Raw genomic sequence first — 20,951 nt, 5'->3', positions numbered from 1 at the left:
GGAGCCTTTCGAGGCGTTCGAACCCGTAATTGGAGTGCCTCATGGCCAAGAAGATTACCGCTTACATCAAGCTGCAAGTGAAGGCCGCTCAGGCTAACCCAAGCCCACCTGTTGGTCCTGCTCTGGGTCAGCACGGCGTGAACATCATGGAATTCTGCAAGGCTTTCAACGCCCGTACTCAGGGTCTTGAAGCAGGTCTGCCGACTCCAGTGATCATCACTGTCTACAGCGACCGTAGCTTCACTTTCGAAACCAAATCCACCCCTGCTTCGGTTCTGCTGAAGAAGGCGGCCGGTCTGACCAGCGGTTCCGCTCGTCCGAACACCGTTAAGGTTGGCACTGTTACCCGTGCTCAGCTGGAAGAAATCGCGAAAACCAAAAACGCGGATCTGACTGCAGCTGATATGGATGCAGCCGTGCGTACTATCGCCGGTTCTGCTCGTAGCATGGGCCTTAACGTGGAGGGTGTGTAATGGCTAAGCTGACCAAGCGTCAAAAGGCTATCGCCGGCAAAATCGAAGCAGGCAAGGCCTACAACATTGTAGACGCTGCTGCTCTGCTGGCTGAGCTGTCGACTGTCAAGTTCAGCGAGTCGTTCGACGTTGCTGTAAACCTGGGTGTAGACCCGCGCAAATCCGACCAGGTTGTTCGTAGCGCTACTGTGCTGCCACACGGCACTGGCAAGACCGTTCGCGTTGCTGTGTTCACCCAGGGTCCAGCTGCTGAGGCCGCTCTGGCTGCCGGCGCTGACCGTGTAGGTATGGACGACCTGGCTGCTGAAATGAAAGGCGGCGACCTGAACTATGACGTAGTGATCGCATCCCCGGATGCCATGCGCGTTGTAGGTCAACTGGGTCAGATCCTCGGTCCACGTGGCCTGATGCCTAACCCGAAAGTCGGCACCGTAACTCCAGACGTAGCTACCGCGGTTAAAAACGCCAAGGCTGGCCAGGTTCGTTATCGCACCGACAAAAACGGCATCATCCACACTTCCGTTGGCAAGATCGGCTTCGATGCCGTCAAGCTGAAGGAAAACGTTGAAGCCCTGATCGCTGATCTGAAGCGTATCAAGCCAGCTTCTTCGAAAGGTATCTACGTCAAGCGCGTTACCCTGAGCACCACTATGGGCCCAGGTCTGGTTATCGATCAGAGCTCGCTGGACGCGTAAGACAAAGATTGGCGCGTTTGATTGCGCCAATTGAAAGATTGGGGTCCCTGCCTGGCGGGGGCTATCCAAGACCGTAGGCGACGCAAGTCTTAAACCATAAGCCTACGCAGATGGTGCTCCCGGTTCCTTACCGAATCAGACACCAAAACGACATTCGGTTTCGACCGAGTGAAACGGTAACAAGCAGGAGTTAAACCCGTGGCAATTAATCTCGAAGACAAGAAGGCCATCGTCGCTGAAGTCAACGAGGCTGCCAAAGTCGCTCTGTCCGCTGTCGTGGTTGATGCCCGTGGCGTAACAGTAGGCGCAATGACCGGACTCCGTAAAGAGGCTCGTGAAGCTGGCGTTTACGTACGTGTTGTACGTAACACCCTGCTCAAGCGCGCTGTTGCTGACACTGAATACAGTGTCCTCAACGACGTGTTCACCGGCCCGACCCTGATTGCATTCTCGAACGAACATCCGGGCGCTGCTGCCCGTATCTTCAAAGAGTTTGCCAAGGGTCAGGACAAGTTCGAGATCAAGGCAGCTGCGTTCGAGGGCAAGTTCCTCGCAGCTAATCAGATCGACGTACTGGCAACTCTGCCGACCCGTGACGAAGCAATTTCTCAGCTGATGAGCGTGATTCAAGGCGCTACCAGCAAATTGGCTCGTACTCTGGCGGCAATTCGCGACCAGAAAGAAGCTGCCGCAGCCTAAGGCTCGTCGACTTCTCGCGTTTTTTGTTTATTTCGATGGTCGCGTAGGCCGTCCCCCAATTCAGGAATTGAGTCATGTCTCTGACTAACGAACAAATCATCGAAGCAATCGGCCAGAAATCCGTAGTGGAAATCGTTGAGCTGATCAAAGCGATGGAAGAAACCTTCGGCGTTACCGCTGCTGCCGCTTCGGCTGGCCCAGCTGTAGCTGCTGCTGCTGTTGAAGAGCAAACCGAGTTCAACGTTGTTCTGGTTGAAGCCGGCGAGAAGAAAGTAAACGTGATCAAGGCAGTTCGTGAACTGACCGGTCTGGGCCTGAAAGAAGCCAAAGAGAAAGTAGATGGCGCTCCTCAGGTTGTAGCTGAAGGCGTTTCGAAAGAAGCTGCTGAAGACGCTAAGAAGAAGCTGGAAGAAGCAGGCGCTAAAGTCGAGCTGAAATAAGTATCGACTTTGCTCCTCCAGCCCGAGCGTCAAGCGACAGGCTGATGGCTGGTGGCTCTTGCCACCGGCCTTTTTCCGTTATTGGCAGCCGACTGGGTCGGTGCTGATAAAGGCGCTGTAACCACCCGATGCGGTGGCGCAAACCATGGGGTTTGCACGATTTTCTGGCTGCTCCCGTCGGGAGGGGCCAAACAAGCAGGTGACCAAGCTGGGGAACGCTGATGGCTTACTCATATACTGAGAAAAAACGTATCCGCAAGGACTTTAGCAAGTTGCCGGACGTCATGGATGTGCCGTACCTCCTGGCCATCCAGCTGGATTCGTATCGTGAATTCTTGCAAGCGGGAGCGACTAAAGATCAGTTCCGCGACGTGGGCCTGCATGCGGCCTTCAAATCCGTTTTCCCGATCATCAGCTACTCCGGCAATGCTGCGCTGGAGTACGTCGGTTATCGCTTGGGCGAACCGGCATTTGATGTCAAAGAATGCGTATTGCGCGGTGTAACTTTCGCCGTACCTTTGCGGGTAAAAGTGCGCCTGATCATTTTCGACAAAGAATCGTCGAACAAAGCGATCAAGGACATCAAAGAGCAAGAAGTCTACATGGGCGAAATCCCATTGATGACTGAGAACGGTACCTTCGTAATCAACGGTACCGAGCGTGTTATCGTTTCCCAGCTGCACCGTTCCCCGGGCGTGTTCTTCGACCACGACCGCGGCAAGACGCACAGCTCCGGTAAACTGCTGTACTCCGCGCGCATCATTCCTTACCGCGGTTCGTGGCTGGATTTCGAGTTCGACCCGAAAGACTGCGTATTCGTGCGTATCGACCGTCGTCGCAAGCTGCCGGCCTCGGTACTGCTGCGCGCGCTCGGCTACACCACCGAAGAAGTGCTGGACGCGTTCTACACCACCAACGTATTCCACGTTAAAGGCGAAGGCCTGAGCCTGGAACTGGTGCCTCAGCGTCTGCGCGGTGAAGTGGCTGTCCTCGATATCCAGGATGATAAAGGCAAGGTGATTGTAGAGCAGGGCCGTCGTATTACTGCCCGCCACATCAACCAGCTGGAAAAAGCCGGGATCAAAGAGCTGGACGTGCCTCTGGACTACGTTCTGGGCCGCACTACCGCCAAGGTCATCGTGCATCCGGCTACCGGCGAAATCCTGGCAGAGTGCAACACCGAGCTGTCGACCGAAGTCCTGGCGAAAATTGCCAAGGCCGGCGTTGTTCGCATTGAAACTCTGTACACCAACGACATCGACTGCGGTCCGTTCATCTCCGACACGCTGAAGATCGACTCCACCAGCAACCAATTGGAGGCGCTGGTCGAAATCTATCGCATGATGCGTCCAGGCGAGCCGCCAACCAAAGACGCTGCCGAAACCCTGTTCAACAACCTGTTCTTCAGCCCTGAGCGCTATGACCTGTCTGCGGTCGGCCGGATGAAGTTCAACCGTCGTATCGGTCGTACCGAAATCGAAGGTTCGGGCGTGCTGTGCAAGGAAGACATCGTCGCGGTCCTGAAGACTCTGGTCGACATCCGTAACGGTAAAGGCATTGTCGATGACATCGACCACCTGGGTAACCGTCGTGTTCGCTGCGTAGGCGAAATGGCCGAGAACCAGTTCCGCGTTGGCCTGGTACGTGTTGAGCGTGCGGTCAAAGAGCGTCTGTCGATGGCTGAAAGCGAAGGCCTGATGCCGCAAGACCTGATCAACGCCAAGCCAGTGGCTGCGGCGGTGAAGGAGTTCTTCGGTTCCAGCCAGCTCTCGCAGTTCATGGACCAGAACAACCCGCTGTCCGAGATCACCCACAAGCGTCGTGTCTCTGCACTCGGCCCTGGCGGTCTGACTCGTGAGCGTGCAGGCTTCGAAGTTCGTGACGTACACCCGACTCACTACGGTCGTGTCTGCCCGATTGAAACGCCGGAAGGTCCGAACATCGGTCTGATCAACTCCCTGGCTGCTTACGCCCGCACCAACCAGTACGGCTTCCTGGAAAGCCCGTACCGTGTGGTGAAAGAGGGTGTGGTCACCGACGAGATCGTGTTCCTGTCCGCCATTGAAGAGGCCGATCACGTGATCGCGCAGGCTTCGGCGACCATGAACGAGCAGAAAGTCCTGATCGACGAACTGGTAGCCGTACGTCACCTGAACGAATTCACCGTCAAGGCGCCGGAAGACGTCACCCTGATGGACGTTTCGCCGAAGCAGGTAGTTTCGGTTGCAGCGTCGCTGATTCCGTTCCTCGAGCACGACGACGCCAACCGTGCGTTGATGGGTTCGAACATGCAGCGTCAAGCTGTACCAACCCTGCGCGCTGACAAGCCGCTGGTAGGTACCGGCATGGAACGTAACGTGGCTCGCGACTCCGGCGTTTGCGTCGTGGCTCGTCGTGGCGGCGTGATCGACTCCGTTGATGCCAGCCGTATCGTGGTTCGTGTTGCTGATGATGAAGTTGAAACCGGTGAAGCCGGTGTCGACATCTACAACCTGACCAAATACACCCGCTCGAACCAGAACACCTGCATCAACCAGCGTCCGCTGGTGAGCAAGGGTGATCGCGTTCAGCGTAGCGACATCATGGCCGACGGCCCGTCCACCGACATGGGTGAGCTGGCACTGGGTCAGAACATGCGCATCGCGTTCATGGCATGGAACGGCTTCAACTTCGAAGACTCCATCTGCCTGTCCGAGCGTGTGGTTCAGGAAGACCGTTTCACCACGATCCACATTCAGGAACTGACCTGTGTGGCGCGTGACACCAAGCTTGGCCCAGAGGAAATCACTGCGGACATCCCGAACGTGGGTGAAGCTGCACTGAACAAGCTGGACGAAGCCGGTATCGTTTACGTAGGTGCTGAAGTAGGCGCAGGCGACATCCTGGTGGGTAAGGTCACTCCGAAAGGCGAGACCCAACTGACTCCGGAAGAAAAACTGCTGCGTGCGATCTTCGGTGAAAAAGCCAGCGACGTTAAAGACACCTCCCTGCGTGTACCTACCGGTACCAAAGGTACTGTCATCGACGTACAGGTCTTCACCCGTGACGGCGTTGAGCGTGATGCTCGTGCACTGTCGATCGAGAAGTCCCAGCTGGACGAGATCCGCAAGGATCTGAACGAAGAGTTCCGTATCGTAGAAGGCGCGACCTTCGAACGTCTGCGCTCCGCTCTGGTAGGCCACAAGGCTGAAGGCGGCGCCGGTCTGAAGAAAGGTCAGGACATCACCGACGAAGTACTCGACGGTCTTGAGCATGGTCAGTGGTTCAAACTGCGCATGGCTGAAGATGCTCTGAACGAGCAGCTCGAGAAGGCTCAGGCCTACATCGTTGATCGTCGCCGTCTGCTGGACGACAAGTTCGAAGACAAGAAGCGCAAACTGCAGCAGGGCGATGACCTGGCTCCGGGCGTGCTGAAAATCGTCAAGGTTTACCTGGCAATCCGTCGTCGCATCCAGCCGGGCGACAAGATGGCCGGTCGTCACGGTAACAAGGGTGTGGTCTCCGTGATCATGCCGGTTGAAGACATGCCGCACGATGCCAATGGCACCCCGGTCGACGTCGTCCTCAACCCGTTGGGCGTACCTTCGCGTATGAACGTTGGTCAGATCCTTGAAACCCACCTGGGCCTCGCGGCCAAAGGTCTGGGCGAGAAGATCAACCGGATGGTCGAAGAGCAGCGTAAAGTCGCTGAGCTGCGCACCTTCCTGGACGAGATCTACAACCAGATCGGTGGTCGTAACGAAGATCTGGACAGCTTCTCCGATCAGGAAATCCTGGATTTGGCGAAGAACCTGCGTGGCGGTGTTCCAATGGCCACTCCAGTGTTCGACGGTGCCAAGGAAAGCGAAATCAAGGCCATGCTGAAACTGGCAGACCTGCCGGAAAGCGGCCAGATGCAGCTGACTGACGGCCGTACCGGCAACAAGTTCGAGCGTCCAGTTACCGTTGGCTACATGTACATGCTGAAGCTGAACCACTTGGTAGACGACAAGATGCACGCGCGTTCTACCGGTTCGTACAGCCTGGTTACCCAGCAGCCGCTGGGTGGTAAGGCGCAGTTCGGTGGTCAGCGTTTCGGGGAGATGGAGGTCTGGGCACTGGAAGCATACGGTGCTGCATACACTCTGCAAGAAATGCTCACAGTGAAGTCGGACGATGTGAACGGCCGTACCAAGATGTACAAAAACATCGTGGATGGCGATCACCGTATGGAGCCGGGCATGCCCGAGTCCTTCAACGTGTTGATCAAGGAAATTCGTTCCCTCGGCATCGATATCGATCTGGAAACCGAATAACACGTGACGCGATCGAGAGCGGGGCAGGACTGCCCGCTCTCTGCTCCGCCAGGAGGAAAGGCCTTGAAAGACCTACTGAATTTGCTGAAAAACCAGGGTCAAGTCGAAGAGTTCGACGCCATCCGTATCGGATTGGCCTCGCCTGAGATGATCCGCTCGTGGTCGTTCGGTGAAGTTAAAAAGCCGGAAACCATCAACTACCGTACGTTCAAACCTGAGCGTGACGGTCTGTTCTGCGCCAAGATCTTTGGCCCGGTGAAGGATTACGAGTGCCTGTGCGGTAAGTACAAGCGCTTGAAGCACCGTGGTGTGATCTGCGAGAAGTGCGGCGTTGAAGTCGCACTGGCCAAGGTTCGTCGTGAGCGCATGGCGCACATCGAACTGGCTTCGCCGGTTGCCCACATCTGGTTCCTCAAATCGCTGCCGTCCCGTATCGGCCTGCTGATGGACATGACCCTGCGTGATATCGAACGCGTTCTCTACTTCGAGAGCTACGTCGTTATCGATCCGGGTATGACTACCCTTGAAAAAGGTCAGCTGCTGAACGACGAGCAGTACTTCGAAGCGCTGGAAGAGTTCGGTGATGACTTCGACGCCCGCATGGGTGCTGAAGCTGTCCGTGAACTGCTGCACGCTATCGACCTGGAACACGAGATTGGCCGTCTGCGCGAAGAAATTCCGCAAACCAACTCGGAAACCAAGATCAAGAAGCTGTCCAAGCGTCTGAAGTTGATGGAAGCCTTCCAAGGTTCCGGCAACCTGCCAGAGTGGATGGTGCTGACCGTTCTGCCGGTTCTGCCGCCAGATCTGCGTCCACTGGTCCCGCTGGATGGCGGTCGTTTCGCGACTTCCGACCTCAACGATCTGTATCGTCGAGTGATCAACCGTAACAACCGTTTGAAGCGCCTGCTGGATCTGTCCGCTCCGGACATCATCGTGCGCAACGAAAAGCGTATGTTGCAGGAAGCTGTCGATGCACTGCTCGACAACGGTCGTCGTGGCCGCGCTATCACCGGTTCGAACAAGCGTCCTCTGAAATCCCTGGCTGACATGATCAAGGGTAAGCAAGGTCGTTTCCGTCAGAACTTGCTCGGCAAGCGTGTTGACTACTCCGGTCGTTCGGTAATTACCGTAGGCCCGACCCTGCGTCTGCACCAGTGCGGTCTGCCGAAGAAGATGGCTCTCGAGCTGTTCAAACCGTTCATTTTCGGCAAGCTGGAAATGCGTGGTCTGGCGACCACCATCAAAGCGGCCAAGAAGATGGTCGAGCGCGAGCTGCCAGAGGTTTGGGACGTTCTCGCTGAAGTGATTCGCGAACACCCGGTTCTTCTCAACCGTGCACCGACCCTTCACCGTCTGGGTATCCAGGCGTTTGAACCGGTACTGATCGAAGGTAAGGCTATCCAGCTGCACCCGCTGGTCTGCGCCGCGTACAACGCCGACTTCGACGGCGACCAAATGGCCGTGCACGTACCGCTGACGCTGGAAGCCCAGCTCGAAGCGCGTGCGTTGATGATGTCGACCAACAACATTCTGTCGCCAGCCAACGGTGAGCCAATCATCGTTCCGTCGCAGGACGTTGTATTGGGTCTGTACTACATGACTCGCGAAGCGATCAACGCCAAGGGCGAAGGTCGTGTGTTCGCGGATCTGCAGGAAGTTGACCGTGTGTTCCGTGCCGGCGAGGCCGCACTGCACGCCAAGGTTAAAGTGCGCATCAACGAAACCGTCAACGACCGTGACGGCAACAGCGTGAGCAACACTCGTATCGTCGACACCACTGTCGGCCGTGCGCTGCTGTTCCAGGTGGTGCCGAAAGGTCTGTCGTTCGATGTCGTCAACCTGCCAATGAAGAAAAAGGCGATCTCCAAGCTGATCAACCAGTGCTACCGCGTGGTTGGTCTGAAAGAGACCGTGATCTTTGCTGACCAGTTGATGTACACCGGTTTCGCTTACTCGACCATCTCCGGCGTTTCCATCGGTGTTAACGACTTCGTTATCCCGGACGAAAAAGCCCGCATCATCGGTGCAGCCACCGACGAAGTGAAAGAGATCGAGAGCCAGTACGCCTCCGGCCTGGTAACCCAGGGCGAGAAGTACAACAAAGTGATCGACCTTTGGTCGAAGGCGAACGACGAAGTTTCCAAGGCGATGATGGCCAACCTCTCGAAAGAGAAAGTCATCGACCGTCACGGCGACGAAGTTGACCAAGAGTCCTTCAACTCGATGTACATGATGGCCGACTCGGGTGCGCGGGGTTCCGCAGCACAGATTCGTCAGCTGGCCGGTATGCGTGGTCTGATGGCCAAGCCGGACGGTTCCATCATTGAAACGCCGATTACCGCGAACTTCCGTGAAGGTCTGAGCGTACTCCAGTACTTCATCTCGACTCACGGTGCTCGTAAAGGTCTGGCGGATACCGCGTTGAAAACTGCGAACTCCGGTTACCTGACTCGTCGTCTGGTAGACGTGGCGCAGGATCTGGTTGTAACCGAGATCGATTGCGGCACCGAACACGGTCTGCTGATGACTCCGCACATTGAGGGCGGTGACGTTGTAGAGCCGTTGGGTGAGCGCGTATTGGGTCGTGTTATTGCTCGTGACGTATTCAAGCCAGGCACCGAGGACGTTATCGTTCCTGCCGGTACTCTGGTGGACGAGAAGTGGGTCGAGTTCATCGAGCTGAACAGCATCGACGAAGTGATCGTGCGTTCGCCGATCAGCTGCGAAACCCGCTATGGTATTTGCGCCAAGTGCTACGGCCGTGATCTGGCTCGTGGTCACCAGGTGAACATCGGTGAAGCGGTCGGCGTTATTGCTGCCCAGTCCATCGGTGAGCCGGGTACCCAGCTGACGATGCGTACGTTCCACATCGGTGGTGCGGCAAGCCGTACTTCCGCAGCCGACAGCGTTCAGGTGAAAAATGGCGGTACTGTCCGTCTGCACAACCTGAAACACGTTGAGCGAGTGGATGGCCACCTGGTTGCCGTGTCCCGTTCCGGTGAGCTGGCCATCGCTGATGACTTCGGTCGTGAGCGTGAGCGTTACAAGCTGCCGTACGGTGCTGTGATTTCGGTTAAAGAAGGTGACAAGGTCGACGCTGGCGCAATCGTCGCCAAGTGGGATCCGCACACTCACCCGATCGTTACCGAAATGAAAGGTACCGTGACCTACGTGGGCATGGAAGAAGGCATCACGATCAAGCGTCAGACTGACGAATTGACCGGTATGACCAACATTGAAGTACTCGACGCGAAAGATCGTCCAGCTGCGGGCAAGGAAATCCGTCCAGCAGTGAAGATGGTCGACGACAACGGCAAGGATCTGTTGCTGCCAGGCACTGACGTTATCGCTCAGTACTTCCTGCCAGCCAACGCCCTGGTCGGTGTTGCAGACGGTGCGAAGATTGCGATCGGTGATGTTATCGCTCGTATCCCGCAAGAAACTTCGAAAACCCGCGACATCACCGGTGGTCTGCCGCGTGTTGCCGACCTGTTCGAAGCTCGTCGTCCGAAAGAAGCGTCGATTCTGGCTGAAGTCAGCGGTACCATCGCATTCGGTAAAGAGACCAAAGGCAAGCGCCGTCTGGTTATTACCCCGAACGACGGTAGCGATCCGTACGAAGAGCTGATTCCGAAGTGGCGTCACCTGAACGTGTTCGAAGGCGAACAGGTTAACCGCGGCGAAGTTATCTCCGACGGTCCAAGCGATCCGCACGACATCCTGCGTCTGCTGGGTGTGAGCGCGCTGGCCAAGTACATCGTGAACGAGATCCAGGACGTTTACCGTCTGCAAGGCGTGAAGATCAACGATAAGCACATCGAGACCATCCTGCGTCAGATGCTGCGTAAAGTTGAGATCTCCGAGTCCGGCGATTCCAGCTTCATCAAGGGCGACCAGATGGAACTGACTCACGTACTGGTAGAGAACGAGCGTCTGAACGCGGAAGACAAGTTTGTCTCCAAGTTCACCCGCGTTCTGCTGGGTATCACCAAGGCGTCGTTGTCGACCGAATCGTTCATCTCGGCGGCTTCCTTCCAGGAAACCACCCGCGTACTGACCGAAGCGGCAGTCACCGGCAAGCGCGACTACCTGCGCGGCCTGAAAGAAAACGTGGTCGTGGGTCGTCTGATCCCGGCCGGTACCGGTCTGGCTTATCACAGCGAGCGCAAGCGTCGTCGTGATGCAGACAAGCCGTTGCGCGTAAGCGCCAGTGAAGTGGAAGCTGCACTGACCGAAGCGCTGAACTCGAGCGGTAACTGAGTTCTGCGGTAAATAAGCTGAGGCCCTGATCGCTCCGTTCGTCGAATCGAGACAAATTGTCAAGGTTCGACGGGCGGGGTGGTCGGGGCCTTGCCTTGACTGGGGGCAAGATCCTCTTTAGACTCTTGATCCCCTAAATTTGGCGGGAATCCGTTCCTGTCATTTTGCTTTTCTTGCAAGACAATAGCGTCGCAAGACAACAGTGGAGCTAGTAGATGGCAACTATCAACCAGCTGGTACGTCAGCCGCGTAAGCGTATCGTCGAGAAATCCGACGTACCTGCGCTGCAGAACTGCCCGCAACGTCGTGGCGTGTGCACCCGTGTGTACACCACTACGCCGAAAAAACCTAACTCGGCACTGCGTAAAGTATGCCGTGTGCGTCTGACCAACGGTTTCGAGGTTTCCTCGTACATCGGTGGTGAAGGCCACAACCTGCAAGAGCACAGCGTGGTACTGATCCGCGGCGGTCGTGTAAAAGACTTGCCAGGTGTTCGTTACCACACCGTTCGCGGCTCCTTGGATACTTCCGGCGTTAAAGGCCGTAACCAGGGTCGTTCGAAGTACGGTACCAAGCGTCCGAAGTAATCGGCCGTTTTGCAGATTTTCATTTTATTGAGTCGATAAGAGTAAGGTCGGGCTTGCATCCACTGGATCTGTCCCGAACTAACCTGAAGACCGCTTGAGGGCTTATCATGCCAAGACGTCGCGTAGCAGCAAAGCGTGAGATTCTGGACGATCCGAAATACGGAAGCCAGATCCTCGCCAAATTCATGAACCACGTTATGGAAAGCGGCAAGAAAGCCGTTGCCGAGCGTATCGTTTATGGTGCCCTGGAAACCGTGAAGGCTCGTAAGGCCGGCACCGATCCCCTGGAACTCTTCGAAAAAGCACTCGACGCCATCGCTCCGCTGGTCGAAGTGAAGTCGCGCCGCGTTGGTGGTGCTACTTACCAGGTCCCGGTCGAGGTTCGTCCTTCCCGCCGTAACGCTCTGGCAATGCGCTGGTTGGTAGACTTCGCACGTAAGCGTGGCGAGAAGTCTATGGCTCTGCGCTTGGCTGGCGAACTGCTGGATGCTGCTGAAGGTAAAGGTGCTGCTGTTAAGAAGCGTGAAGACGTGCACCGTATGGCCGAAGCCAACAAAGCTTTCTCGCACTACCGCTTCTAATTTTAGCTTCACTAATTTTGCGAGGGCTTTATGGCTCGTACTACTCCGATTAGTCGCTACCGTAACATCGGTATCGTCGCTCACGTGGATGCTGGTAAAACCACCACCACCGAGCGCGTCCTTTTTTACACTGGCAAAAGTCACAAAATGGGCGAGGTGCATGACGGCGCCGCGACCACAGACTGGATGGTGCAGGAGCAGGAGCGTGGTATTACCATTACTTCTGCTGCCATCACCGCCTTCTGGAAAGGTTCCGAGAAGCAGTATCCTCACGAACACCGCTTCAACGTCATCGATACCCCGGGCCACGTAGACTTCACCATTGAAGTTGAGCGTTCCCTGCGCGTACTCGACGGCGCTGTGGTTGTATTCTGCGGTACCTCGGGTGTTGAGCCTCAGTCGGAAACCGTATGGCGTCAAGCCAACAAATACGGCGTTCCACGTCTTGTTTACGTAAACAAGATGGACCGTGCTGGTGCCAACTTCCTGCGCGTGATCGGTCAGATCAAACAGCGTCTGGGTCACACTCCGGTGCCGATCCAGCTGGCTATCGGTTCGGAAGACAACTTCCAGGGCCAGATCGACCTGATCAACATGCAGGCTGTTTACTGGAACGACTCTGACAAGGGTATGGTTCCTGTTCGCAAGGAAATCCCTGCGGACATGCTCGAGCTGGCTACTGAGTGGCGCAGCAACATGGTTGAGGCTGCGGCCGAAGCCAGTGAAGAGCTGATGAACAAGTACCTGGAAGGTGAAGAGCTGTCGATCGAAGAGATCAAGGCTGCTCTGCGTCAGCGCACTATCGCTGGCGAAATCGTTCTGGCTGTGTGCGGTTCTTCGTTCAAGAACAAGGGCGTTCCCCTGGTTCTCGACGCCGTTATCGACTTCCTGCCTGCTCCAACCGACATTCCTGCGATCAAGGGCTCCAACCCTGATAACGAGGAAGAGGAAATGGAGCGTCACGCAAGTGACGACGAGCCGTTCGCGGCACTGGCGTTCAAAATCGCTACTGACCCATTCGTGGGTACCTTGACCTTCGTCCGTGTTTACTCGGGCGTGTTGAACTCCGGCGACGGTGTGATCAACTCGGTTAAAGGCAAGAAAGAGCGCGTGGGTCGTATGGTGCAAATGCACGCAAACGCCCGTGAAGAGATCAAGGAAGTGCGCGCTGGCGACATCGCGGCCCTGATCGGCATGAAGGACGTCACCACTGGTGAAACCCTCTGCAACGCTGACAAGCCAATCATCCTGGTTCGTATGGACTTCCCGGAGCCGGTTATTTCGGTTGCCGTAGAGCCTAAGACCAAGGATGACCAGGAAAAAATGGGTATCGCACTGGGCAAACTGGCTCAGGAAGACCCGTCTTTCCGCGTTAAGACTGATGAAGAGACTGGTCAGACGATCATCTCCGGCATGGGCGAGCTGCACCTGGACATCCTGGTTGACCGGATGCGCCGTGAGTTCAACGTCGAAGCCAACATCGGCAAGCCTCAAGTTTCGTACCGTGAGCGCATCACGAAGAACTGCGAAATCGAAGGCAAGTTCGTTCGCCAGTCCGGCGGTCGCGGCCAGTTCGGTCACTGCTGGATCCGTTTTGCTCCTGCTGACGAAGGTCAGGAAGGTCTGCAATTCCTGAACGAAGTAGTAGGTGGTGTGGTTCCTAAGGAATACATCCCGGCTATCCAGAAGGGTATCGAAGAGCAGATGAAGAACGGCGTTGTTGCCGGCTATCCGCTGATCGGCCTGAAGGCTACCGTGTTCGATGGTTCTTACCACGACGTCGACTCCAACGAGATGGCGTTTAAAGTGGCTGCTTCCATGGCGACCAAGCAACTGGCCCAGAAGGGTGGTGGTGAGTTGCTCGAGCCGATCATGGCGGTAGAGGTTGTTACGCCTGAAGACTATATGGGTGATGTAATGGGCGACCTTAACCGTCGTCGCGGCATGATCCAGGGTATGGAAGACACAGTGTCCGGCAAGGTTATCCGTGCCGAGGTTCCACTGGGTGAGATGTTCGGTTATGCGACCGACGTTCGTTCCATGTCCCAGGGTCGCGCAAGCTACTCTATGGAATTCAAAAAATACGATACGGCTCCGTCGCACATCGTCGAATCCGTAACCAAAAAACAAGGCTGATTCAGCCCCTTTAGGCTAGGAGTTAATTGTCGTGGCTAAAGAAAAATTTGATCGTTCCCTACCGCACGTCAACGTTGGCACCATCGGTCACGTTGACCACGGTAAAACCACTCTGACCGCTGCTCTGACTCGCGTCTGCTCCGAAGTTTTCGGTTCGGCCGTAGTTGAATTCGACAAGATCGACAGCGCTCCAGAAGAAAAAGCTCGCGGTATCACCATCAACACCGCGCACGTTGAGTACAACTCGAACATTCGTCACTACGCTCACGTTGACTGCCCAGGTCACGCTGACTATGTGAAGAACATGATCACCGGTGCTGCTCAAATGGACGGCGCTATCCTGGTTTGCTCGGCCGCTGATGGTCCGATGCCACAAACCCGTGAGCACATCCTGCTGTCCCGTCAGGTAGGCGTTCCGTACATCGTGGTTTTCCTGAACAAGGCTGACCTGGTAGACGACGCTGAGCTGCTGGAACTGGTTGAGATGGAAGTTCGCGACCTGCTGTCCACCTACGACTTCCCGGGCGATGACACCCCAATCATCATCGGTTCGGCTCGTATGGCGCTGGAAGGCAAAGACGACAACGAGATGGGCACCACTGCCGTCAAGAAGCTGGTTGAAACTCTGGACAGCTACATCCCAGAACCAGTTCGTATGATCGACAAGCCATTCCTGATGCCAATCGAAGACGTATTCTCGATCTCGGGTCGCGGTACTGTTGTGACTGGTCGTATCGAGCGCGGTATCGTTCGCGTTCAAGATGCACTGGAAATCGTTGGTCTGCGTGACACCACCACCACCACCTGCACCGGTGTTGAGATGTTCCGCAAGCTGCTCGACGAAGGTCGTGCTGGTGAGAACTGCGGCGTTCTGCTGCGTGGTACCAAGCGTGACGACGTTGAGCGTGGTCAGGTTCTGGTCAAGCCAGGTTCGGTTAAGCCGCACACCAAGTTCACCGCAGAAGTTTACGTTCTGAGCAAGGAAGAAGGCGGTCGTCATACTCCGTTCTTCAAAGGCTACCGTCCACAGTTCTACTTCCGTACTACTGACGTGACTGGTAACTGCGAGCTGCCAGAAGGCGTTGAAATGGTAATGCCAGGTGACAACATTCAGATGACTGTTACCCTGATCAAAACCATCGCGATGGAAGACGGTCTGCGTTTCGCTATCCGTGAAGGCGGTCGTACCGTCGGCGCTGGCGTCGTAGCCAAAATCATCGAGTAATTCTCTTTTATAGAGTCTGCTTGATGAATTGAAAAAGCCCCCGCTCAGCGGGGGCTTTTTTATTGGGTTGACACCTATCTGGGGCGTCTATAGAATTGCGCCTCCTTTTAACGGGCGTATTGCGCCCGGTGGGAATAGCAGCCGGAGTCTGAAATCCAATGCAAAATCAGCAAATCCGTATCAGGTTGAAGGCTTTCGACCATCGCCTGATCGACCAATCAACCCAGGAAATCGTGGAAACCGCGAAACGTACTGGTGCTCAAGTGCGTGGTCCAATTCCACTGCCTACCCGTAAAGAGCGGTTCACCGTTCTGGTTTCCCCGCACGTCAACAAAGACGCGCGTGACCAGTACGAAATCCGCACTCATAAGCGCGTTCTGGACATCGTCCAGCCAACGGATAAAACCGTTGATGCACTTATGAAGCTTGATCTTGCGGCCGGTGTGGAAGTGCAGATCAGCCTCGGCTAAGACTCGGTCTTGGTCGTGTAACGCTCTGAAATGGGCGGCCATAGCGGGTGAAAGCCCCGTACACTCATGAGGTTTACAACATGACTATTGGTGTAGTCGGTCGTAAATGCGGTATGACCCGTATTTTCACCGAAGAAGGTGTCTCCATTCCGGTCACGGTCATTGAGATCGAGCCGAATCGCGTCACCCAGTTCAAAACTGAAGAGACCGATGGCTATCGTGCAGTGCAAGTCACTGTCGGCGAGCGTCGCGCTTCGCGTGTAACAGCAGCTCAGGCTGGCCACTTCGCTAAAGCGAACGTTGCCGCTGGTCGCACCACCATGGAATTCCGTCTTGAAGAAGGCGAGTACCAGGCTGGCGATCTGATCAACGCTGAAATCTTCGCCGCTGGTCAACTGGTTGATGTAACCGGTCAGTCCAAGGGTAAAGGCTTCCAGGGTACGATCAAGCGTTGGAATTTCCGCGGGCAAGATAACACCCACGGTAACTCCGTATCCCACCGCGTCCCAGGCTCTATCGGCCAGTGCCAGACTCCTGGTCGTGTATTCAAGGGCAAAAAAATGTCCGGTCATATGGGCGCTGAGCGCGTGACCGTGCAGTCCCTGGAAGTAGTGCGCGTGGACGCTGAACGCAATCTGTTGTTGGTCAAGGGCGCTGTTCCTGGCGCTACTGGCGGCAACCTGGTTGTACGTCCAGCAGCCAAGGCTCGCGGTTAAGGGGAAGCTGACATGCAATTAAATGTAAATGACGCTCAAGCGATCGAAGTTTCCGAACTGACATTTGGCGGCGAATTCAACGAGACGCTGGTTCACCAAGCAGTCGTGGCCTACATGGCCGGCGGCCGTCAAGGTAGCAAGCAGCAGAAGACCCGTTCCGACGTTCGTGGTGGCGGCAAGCGCCCATGGCGTCAGAAAGGTACTGGCCGTGCTCGTGCCGGTACTATCCGTAGCCCAATCTGGCGTGGCGGCGGTACCACTTTCGCAGCTCGTCCACAAGATCACTCCCAGAAGCTGAACAAGAAGATGTATCGCGCAGCAATGCGTTCCATCCTTGCTGAGCTGGTGCGTACTGATCGTCTGGTCGTGGTTCAGGATTTCGCTGTTGAAACTCCGAAAACCAAAGATCTGCTGGGCAAACTGAACAACATGAGCCTGACCGACGTTCTGATCGTGTCGGACGCTGTTGATCAGAACCTGTACCTGGCTGCTCGTAACCTGCCACACGTAGATGTACGTGACGTGCAAGGTTCCGATCCAGTTAGTCTGATCGCATACGACAAGGTGTTGATCACCGTGTCGGCCGTGAAGAAATTCGAGGAGCTGCTGGGATGAACCAGGAACGCGTATTTAAAGTTCTGCTTGGCCCGCACGTTTCCGAGAAGGCTACGGTTCTGGCAGACAAGAAAGGCCAGTTCGTTTTCAAGGTTGCTACTGATGCAACCAAGCTGGAAATCAAGAAGGCCGTCGAAAGCCTGTTCAGCGTGAAAGTAGAGCGCGTCACTACCCTGAACGTTCTGGGTAAGAGCAAGCGCACTGCTCGCGGTCTGGGCAAGCGTAATGACTGGAAGAAGGCAGTTATCTCCCTTCAGCCAGGCCAAGATCTCGATTTCAGCAGCAGTGCTGAGTAAGGAAGGGGTGCATCATGGCAATCGTTAAATGCAAACCGACTTCCCCTGGCCGCCGTTTTGTGGTCAAGGTGGTCAACCAGGAGCTGCACAAAGGCGCTCCTCACGCACCGCTGCTCGAGAAAAAATCGAAGACTGGTGGTCGTAACAACAATGGCCGTATTACCACTCGTCACATCGGTGGTGGTCATAAGCAGCATTACCGTATGGTCGATTTCCGTCGCAACGACAAAGATGGCATCGTCGCCACTGTCGAGCGTATCGAATACGATCCAAACCGTACCGCTCACATCGCACTGCTCTGCTACGCAGACGGCGAGCGTCGCTACATTATCGCCCCTAAAGGCGTGAGTGCTGGCGACCAGCTGATCGCAGGCGCTCTGGCTCCAATCAAGCCAGGCAACGCTCTGCAACTGCGCAACATTCCAGTCGGTTCTACCGTACACGGCATCGAACTGAAGCCAGGTAAAGGCGCACAGATCGCTCGTTCCGCTGGTGCTTCGGCTCAGCTGATCGCTCGTGAAGGCGTGTACGTTACCCTGCGTCTGCGTTCCGGTGAAATGCGTAAAGTCCTGGCTGAATGCCGTGCGACCCTGGGCGAAGTCTCGAACTCCGAGCACAGCCTGCGTTCGCTGGGTAAAGCTGGTGCCAAACGCTGGCGTGGCGTTCGCCCAACCGTTCGTGGTGTTGCCATGAACCCGGTTGACCACCCACATGGTGGTGGTGAAGGTCGTACCTCTGGTGGTCGTCATCCGGTATCGCCATGGGGCTTCCCGACTAAGGGCGCGAAGACTCGTGGTAATAAGCGTACCGACAAAATGATCGTCCGTCGTCGCAAGTAAATAGAGGGATACGACAGTGCCACGTTCTCTGAAAAAAGGTCCTTTTATTGATCTTCACCTACTGAAGAAGATCGAAGTGGCGGCGGAAAAGAACGATCGCAAACCAATTAAGACTTGGTCGCGTCGTTCGATGATCCTGCCACAAATGGTCGGTCTGACCATTGCAGTACACAACGGCCGTCAGCACGTCCCAGTTCTCGTGAACGAAGACATGGTTGGCCATAAACTGGGCGAGTTCGCCGGTACCCGCACTTATCGTGGGCACGTGGCTGACAAGAAAGCCAAGCGTTAAGGGGTAAGGAAATGGAAGTAGCCGCTAAGTTGTCGGGCGCTCGAATCTCCGCCCAGAAAGCCCGCTTGGTCGCCGACCAGATCCGCGGGAAGAAGGTGGGCGAAGCGCTCAACCTGTTGGCTTTCAGCAGTAAGAAAGCCGCCGAGATCATGAAAAAAGTGCTGGAGTCGGCCGTAGCCAACGCCGAGCATAACGAAGGCGCAGACGTTGATGACCTGAAGGTCAGCACCGTTTTCGTCAACGAAGGGCGTTCGCTGAAGCGCATCATGCCACGTGCCAAAGGCCGTGCTGATCGCATCGTCAAGCGGTCTTGCCATATCACTGTCAAGGTTGCTGACAAGTAACGGAGTCGAAGAGATGGGTCAGAAAGTACATCCCATTGGCATTCGCCTGGGAATCGTCAAGGAGCACACCTCCGTCTGGTACGCAGACGGTCGGACTTATGCGGACTACTTGTTCGCAGATCTGAAGGTGCGTGAGTATCTCCAAGACAAACTAAAAAGCGCGTCCGTAAGCCGTATCGATATCCATCGTCCGGCTCAAACTGCACGCATCACCATCCACACCGCTCGTCCAGGTATCGTTATCGGGAAGAAGGGTGAAGATGTTGAGAAACTGCGTCAGGACCTGACCAAGCAAATGGGTGTGCCTGTGCACATCAATATCGAAGAGATCCGCAAGCCGGAGCTCGACGGTATGCTGGTTGCGCAGAGCGTAGCTCAGCAGCTGGAGCGTCGTGTAATGTTCCGTCGCGCTATGAAGCGCGCAGTACAGAACGCCATGCGCATTGGTGCCAAAGGCATCAAAATCCAAGTGAGCGGTCGTCTCGGCGGTGCTGAAATCGCACGTACTGAATGGTATCGCGAAGGTCGTGTGCCACTGCACACCCTGCGTGCCGACATCGACTATGCCAACTACGAAGCTCACACCACTTACGGTGTGATCGGTGTAAAGGTTTGGATCTTCAAAGGCGAAGTAATTGGTGGTCGCCAAGAAGAGCTGAAGCCGCAAGCACCAGCGCCTCGTAAAAAAGCTGCTAAGTAAGGGGTACGCCAAATGTTGCAACCTAAGCGTACGAAGTTCCGCAAGCAGATGACCGGCCACAACCGTGGTCTGGCACTGCGCGGTAGCAAAGTCAGCTTCGGCGAGTTCGCGCTGAAGTCTGTTGCTCGTGGTCGTCTCACCGCTCGTCAGATCGAGTCAGCGCGTCGTGCTCTGACCCGTCACGTAAAACGTGGCGGCAAGATCTGGATCCGTGTATTCCCGGACAAGCCGATCTCCAAAAAGCCTCTCGAGGTTCGTATGGGTAAAGGTAAGGGTAACGTGGAATACTGGGTTGCCCAGATTCAGCCAGGCAAAGTCCTGTATGAAATCGAGGGTGTTTCTGAAGAGCTGGCGCGTGAGGCTTTCGCCCTGGCTGCTGCAAAGCTGCCGCTCGCCACCTCCTTTGTTAAACGGACGGTGATGTGATGAAAGCGAATGAACTTCGTGAAAAATCCGCACAGCAGCTGAACGAGCAACTGCTCGGCTTGCTGCGCGACCAGTTCAATCTGCGCATGCAGAAAGCAACTGGCCAGTTGGGGCAGTCTCATCTGCTCTCGCAAGTTAAGCGTGACATCGCTCGCGTGAAGACTGTGCTCAACCAGCAGGCAGGTAAGTGATCATGGCTGAAGCCGAAAAAACTGTCCGTACGCTGACTGGCCGTGTTGTCAGCGACAAGATGGACAAAACCATCACCGTTCTGATCGAGCGTCGCGTTAAGCACCCGATCTACGGTAAATACGTTAAGCGTTCGACTAAGCTGCACGCGCACGACGAAACCAATCAGTGCCACATCGGCGACAAAGTCACTATTCGTGAAACTCGTCCGATGGCCAAGACCAAGTCTTGGGCGCTGGTTGATGTTCTCGAACGCGCTGTGGAAGTCTAAGGGCTAGGGGTCGGAGAAATTATATGATTCAGACTCAATCCATGCTCGATGTGGCCGATAACAGCGGCGCTCGCCGTGTTATGTGCATCAAGGTGCTGGGTGGCTCCCATCGTCGTTACGCTGGTATCGGTGACATCATCAAAGTTACCGTGAAGGAAGCAATTCCTCGCGGTAAAGTGAAAAAAGGCCAAGTGATGACTGCTGTTGTAGTCCGCACTCGTCACGGCGTACGTCGTGCTGATGGCTCCATTATCCGCTTTGATGGCAACGCTGCTGTTCTTCTGAACAACAAGCAAGAGCCGATCGGCACCCGTATCTTTGGGCCAGTGACCCGTGAGCTTCGTACTGAGAAGTTCATGAAGATCGTCTCGCTCGCCCCAGAAGTGCTGTAAGGAGATC

General features: G+C 55.6%; 22 protein-coding genes. All 22 read left to right on the top strand.

The genetic code is table 11. The annotated features are described in order from the left end of the window. Positions 1-41: 41 nt before the first annotated feature. The 22 genes from rplK (at position 42) to rplN (ending at position 20,944) form a co-directional block, all read left to right on the top strand. Positions 42-473, top strand: a complete 432-nt coding sequence (gene rplK, locus GTQ41_RS24835; protein WP_003228756.1) for a 50S ribosomal protein L11 — start codon at positions 42-44, stop codon at positions 471-473. Next, the gene (gene rplA, locus GTQ41_RS24830) at positions 473-1,168 is read left to right on the top strand and encodes a 50S ribosomal protein L1 (protein ID WP_003228754.1); all 696 of its coding nucleotides are present in this window, start codon (positions 473-475) and stop codon (positions 1,166-1,168) included. The genes rplK and rplA overlap by 1 nt, the downstream gene beginning before the upstream one ends. Positions 1,169-1,366: 198 nt before the next feature. Continuing rightward, a complete protein-coding gene (gene rplJ / locus GTQ41_RS24825) occupies positions 1,367-1,867 on the top strand; it encodes a 50S ribosomal protein L10 (RefSeq protein ID WP_003228752.1) in 501 nt (166 codons plus the stop codon). A 74-nt stretch (positions 1,868-1,941) separates the two neighbouring features. Next, positions 1,942-2,307, top strand: a complete 366-nt coding sequence (rplL, locus tag GTQ41_RS24820) for a 50S ribosomal protein L7/L12 (protein WP_041074960.1) — start codon at positions 1,942-1,944, stop codon at positions 2,305-2,307. Between the two features lie 221 nt (positions 2,308-2,528). After that, positions 2,529-6,602: a DNA-directed RNA polymerase subunit beta gene (gene rpoB, locus GTQ41_RS24815; protein WP_027614262.1), complete on the top strand. Its 4,074-nt coding sequence runs from the start codon at positions 2,529-2,531 to the stop codon at positions 6,600-6,602. A gap of 63 nt (positions 6,603-6,665) precedes the next feature. Beyond that, positions 6,666-10,865, top strand: coding sequence for a DNA-directed RNA polymerase subunit beta' (gene rpoC, locus GTQ41_RS24810; RefSeq protein ID WP_047296933.1), 4,200 nt, complete (start codon positions 6,666-6,668; stop codon positions 10,863-10,865). A 215-nt stretch (positions 10,866-11,080) separates the two neighbouring features. Next, a complete protein-coding gene (gene rpsL, locus GTQ41_RS24805; protein ID WP_003186084.1) occupies positions 11,081-11,452 on the top strand; it encodes a 30S ribosomal protein S12 in 372 nt (123 codons plus the stop codon). Between the two features lie 107 nt (positions 11,453-11,559). Beyond that, positions 11,560-12,033 carry a 30S ribosomal protein S7 gene (gene rpsG, locus GTQ41_RS24800; protein WP_003228745.1) on the top strand — a complete coding sequence of 158 codons (474 nt, stop codon included), beginning with the start codon at positions 11,560-11,562 and terminating at the stop codon, positions 12,031-12,033. Positions 12,034-12,063: 30 nt separating this feature from the next. Next, positions 12,064-14,169: an elongation factor G gene (gene fusA / locus GTQ41_RS24795; protein ID WP_047296931.1), complete on the top strand. Its 2,106-nt coding sequence runs from the start codon at positions 12,064-12,066 to the stop codon at positions 14,167-14,169. A gap of 31 nt (positions 14,170-14,200) precedes the next feature. After that, the gene (tuf, locus tag GTQ41_RS24790) at positions 14,201-15,394 is read left to right on the top strand and encodes an elongation factor Tu (protein WP_095668187.1); all 1,194 of its coding nucleotides are present in this window, start codon (positions 14,201-14,203) and stop codon (positions 15,392-15,394) included. Positions 15,395-15,552: 158 nt separating this feature from the next. Next, positions 15,553-15,864: a 30S ribosomal protein S10 gene (gene rpsJ / locus GTQ41_RS24785; RefSeq protein WP_003186070.1), complete on the top strand. Its 312-nt coding sequence runs from the start codon at positions 15,553-15,555 to the stop codon at positions 15,862-15,864. Between the two features lie 80 nt (positions 15,865-15,944). Continuing rightward, positions 15,945-16,580: a 50S ribosomal protein L3 gene (rplC, locus tag GTQ41_RS24780; protein WP_003228738.1), complete on the top strand. Its 636-nt coding sequence runs from the start codon at positions 15,945-15,947 to the stop codon at positions 16,578-16,580. A gap of 12 nt (positions 16,581-16,592) precedes the next feature. Then, entirely contained in the window at positions 16,593-17,195 is a 603-nt protein-coding gene (gene rplD, locus GTQ41_RS24775; RefSeq protein WP_003228735.1) for a 50S ribosomal protein L4, read from the top strand. Beyond that, a complete protein-coding gene (gene rplW, locus GTQ41_RS24770) occupies positions 17,192-17,491 on the top strand; it encodes a 50S ribosomal protein L23 (protein WP_002555488.1) in 300 nt (99 codons plus the stop codon). Before rplD ends, rplW begins: the two co-directional genes overlap by 4 nt. Before the next feature lie 14 nt (positions 17,492-17,505). Continuing rightward, a complete protein-coding gene (gene rplB / locus GTQ41_RS24765) occupies positions 17,506-18,330 on the top strand; it encodes a 50S ribosomal protein L2 (protein ID WP_003228734.1) in 825 nt (274 codons plus the stop codon). 16 nt (positions 18,331-18,346) lie between these two features. After that, a complete protein-coding gene (gene rpsS / locus GTQ41_RS24760; RefSeq protein ID WP_003228731.1) occupies positions 18,347-18,622 on the top strand; it encodes a 30S ribosomal protein S19 in 276 nt (91 codons plus the stop codon). Positions 18,623-18,633: 11 nt separating this feature from the next. Beyond that, positions 18,634-18,966, top strand: a complete 333-nt coding sequence (gene rplV / locus GTQ41_RS24755; RefSeq protein ID WP_003103908.1) for a 50S ribosomal protein L22 — start codon at positions 18,634-18,636, stop codon at positions 18,964-18,966. Positions 18,967-18,979: 13 nt separating this feature from the next. Beyond that, positions 18,980-19,666, top strand: coding sequence for a 30S ribosomal protein S3 (gene rpsC / locus GTQ41_RS24750; RefSeq protein WP_003176422.1), 687 nt, complete (start codon positions 18,980-18,982; stop codon positions 19,664-19,666). Positions 19,667-19,678: 12 nt separating this feature from the next. Beyond that, entirely contained in the window at positions 19,679-20,092 is a 414-nt protein-coding gene (gene rplP / locus GTQ41_RS24745; protein WP_003228729.1) for a 50S ribosomal protein L16, read from the top strand. Further along, positions 20,092-20,283: a 50S ribosomal protein L29 gene (rpmC, locus tag GTQ41_RS24740; protein ID WP_002555481.1), complete on the top strand. Its 192-nt coding sequence runs from the start codon at positions 20,092-20,094 to the stop codon at positions 20,281-20,283. Before rplP ends, rpmC begins: the two co-directional genes overlap by 1 nt. Before the next feature lie 2 nt (positions 20,284-20,285). Further along, complete coding sequence (gene rpsQ / locus GTQ41_RS24735; RefSeq protein WP_003194644.1) at positions 20,286-20,552, top strand: 30S ribosomal protein S17; 267 nt, start codon at positions 20,286-20,288, stop codon at positions 20,550-20,552. Positions 20,553-20,575: 23 nt separating this feature from the next. After that, positions 20,576-20,944: a 50S ribosomal protein L14 gene (gene rplN, locus GTQ41_RS24730; protein WP_002555479.1), complete on the top strand. Its 369-nt coding sequence runs from the start codon at positions 20,576-20,578 to the stop codon at positions 20,942-20,944. Positions 20,945-20,951 lie beyond the last annotated feature (7 nt).

This window comes from Pseudomonas sp. AN-B15, from assembly GCF_019056475.1.
GTDB classification, from domain to species: Bacteria; Pseudomonadota; Gammaproteobacteria; order Pseudomonadales; family Pseudomonadaceae; genus Aquipseudomonas; species Aquipseudomonas parakoreensis.
This window is presented reverse-complemented; position numbering and strand designations above follow the sequence as displayed.

Bases quoted from the DNA above. Each gene is read 5' to 3' on its own strand.
- rplK (WP_003228756.1), top strand. From the start codon at position 42: ATGGCCAAGAAGATTACCGCTTACATCAAGCTGCAAGTGAAGGCCGCT.
- rplA (WP_003228754.1), top strand. From the start codon at position 473: ATGGCTAAGCTGACCAAGCGTCAAAAGGCTATCGCCGGCAAAATCGAA.
- rplL (WP_041074960.1), top strand. From the start codon at position 1,942: ATGTCTCTGACTAACGAACAAATCATCGAAGCAATCGGCCAGAAATCC.
- rpoB (WP_027614262.1), top strand. From the start codon at position 2,529: ATGGCTTACTCATATACTGAGAAAAAACGTATCCGCAAGGACTTTAGC.
- rpsL (WP_003186084.1), top strand. From the start codon at position 11,081: ATGGCAACTATCAACCAGCTGGTACGTCAGCCGCGTAAGCGTATCGTC.
- rpsG (WP_003228745.1), top strand. From the start codon at position 11,560: ATGCCAAGACGTCGCGTAGCAGCAAAGCGTGAGATTCTGGACGATCCG.
- fusA (WP_047296931.1), top strand. From the start codon at position 12,064: ATGGCTCGTACTACTCCGATTAGTCGCTACCGTAACATCGGTATCGTC.
- rpsJ (WP_003186070.1), top strand. From the start codon at position 15,553: ATGCAAAATCAGCAAATCCGTATCAGGTTGAAGGCTTTCGACCATCGC.
- rplC (WP_003228738.1), top strand. From the start codon at position 15,945: ATGACTATTGGTGTAGTCGGTCGTAAATGCGGTATGACCCGTATTTTC.
- rplD (WP_003228735.1), top strand. From the start codon at position 16,593: ATGCAATTAAATGTAAATGACGCTCAAGCGATCGAAGTTTCCGAACTG.
- rplW (WP_002555488.1), top strand. From the start codon at position 17,192: ATGAACCAGGAACGCGTATTTAAAGTTCTGCTTGGCCCGCACGTTTCC.
- rplB (WP_003228734.1), top strand. From the start codon at position 17,506: ATGGCAATCGTTAAATGCAAACCGACTTCCCCTGGCCGCCGTTTTGTG.
- rplV (WP_003103908.1), top strand. From the start codon at position 18,634: ATGGAAGTAGCCGCTAAGTTGTCGGGCGCTCGAATCTCCGCCCAGAAA.
- rpsC (WP_003176422.1), top strand. From the start codon at position 18,980: ATGGGTCAGAAAGTACATCCCATTGGCATTCGCCTGGGAATCGTCAAG.
- rplP (WP_003228729.1), top strand. From the start codon at position 19,679: ATGTTGCAACCTAAGCGTACGAAGTTCCGCAAGCAGATGACCGGCCAC.
- rpmC (WP_002555481.1), top strand. From the start codon at position 20,092: ATGAAAGCGAATGAACTTCGTGAAAAATCCGCACAGCAGCTGAACGAG.
- rpsQ (WP_003194644.1), top strand. From the start codon at position 20,286: ATGGCTGAAGCCGAAAAAACTGTCCGTACGCTGACTGGCCGTGTTGTC.
- rplN (WP_002555479.1), top strand. From the start codon at position 20,576: ATGATTCAGACTCAATCCATGCTCGATGTGGCCGATAACAGCGGCGCT.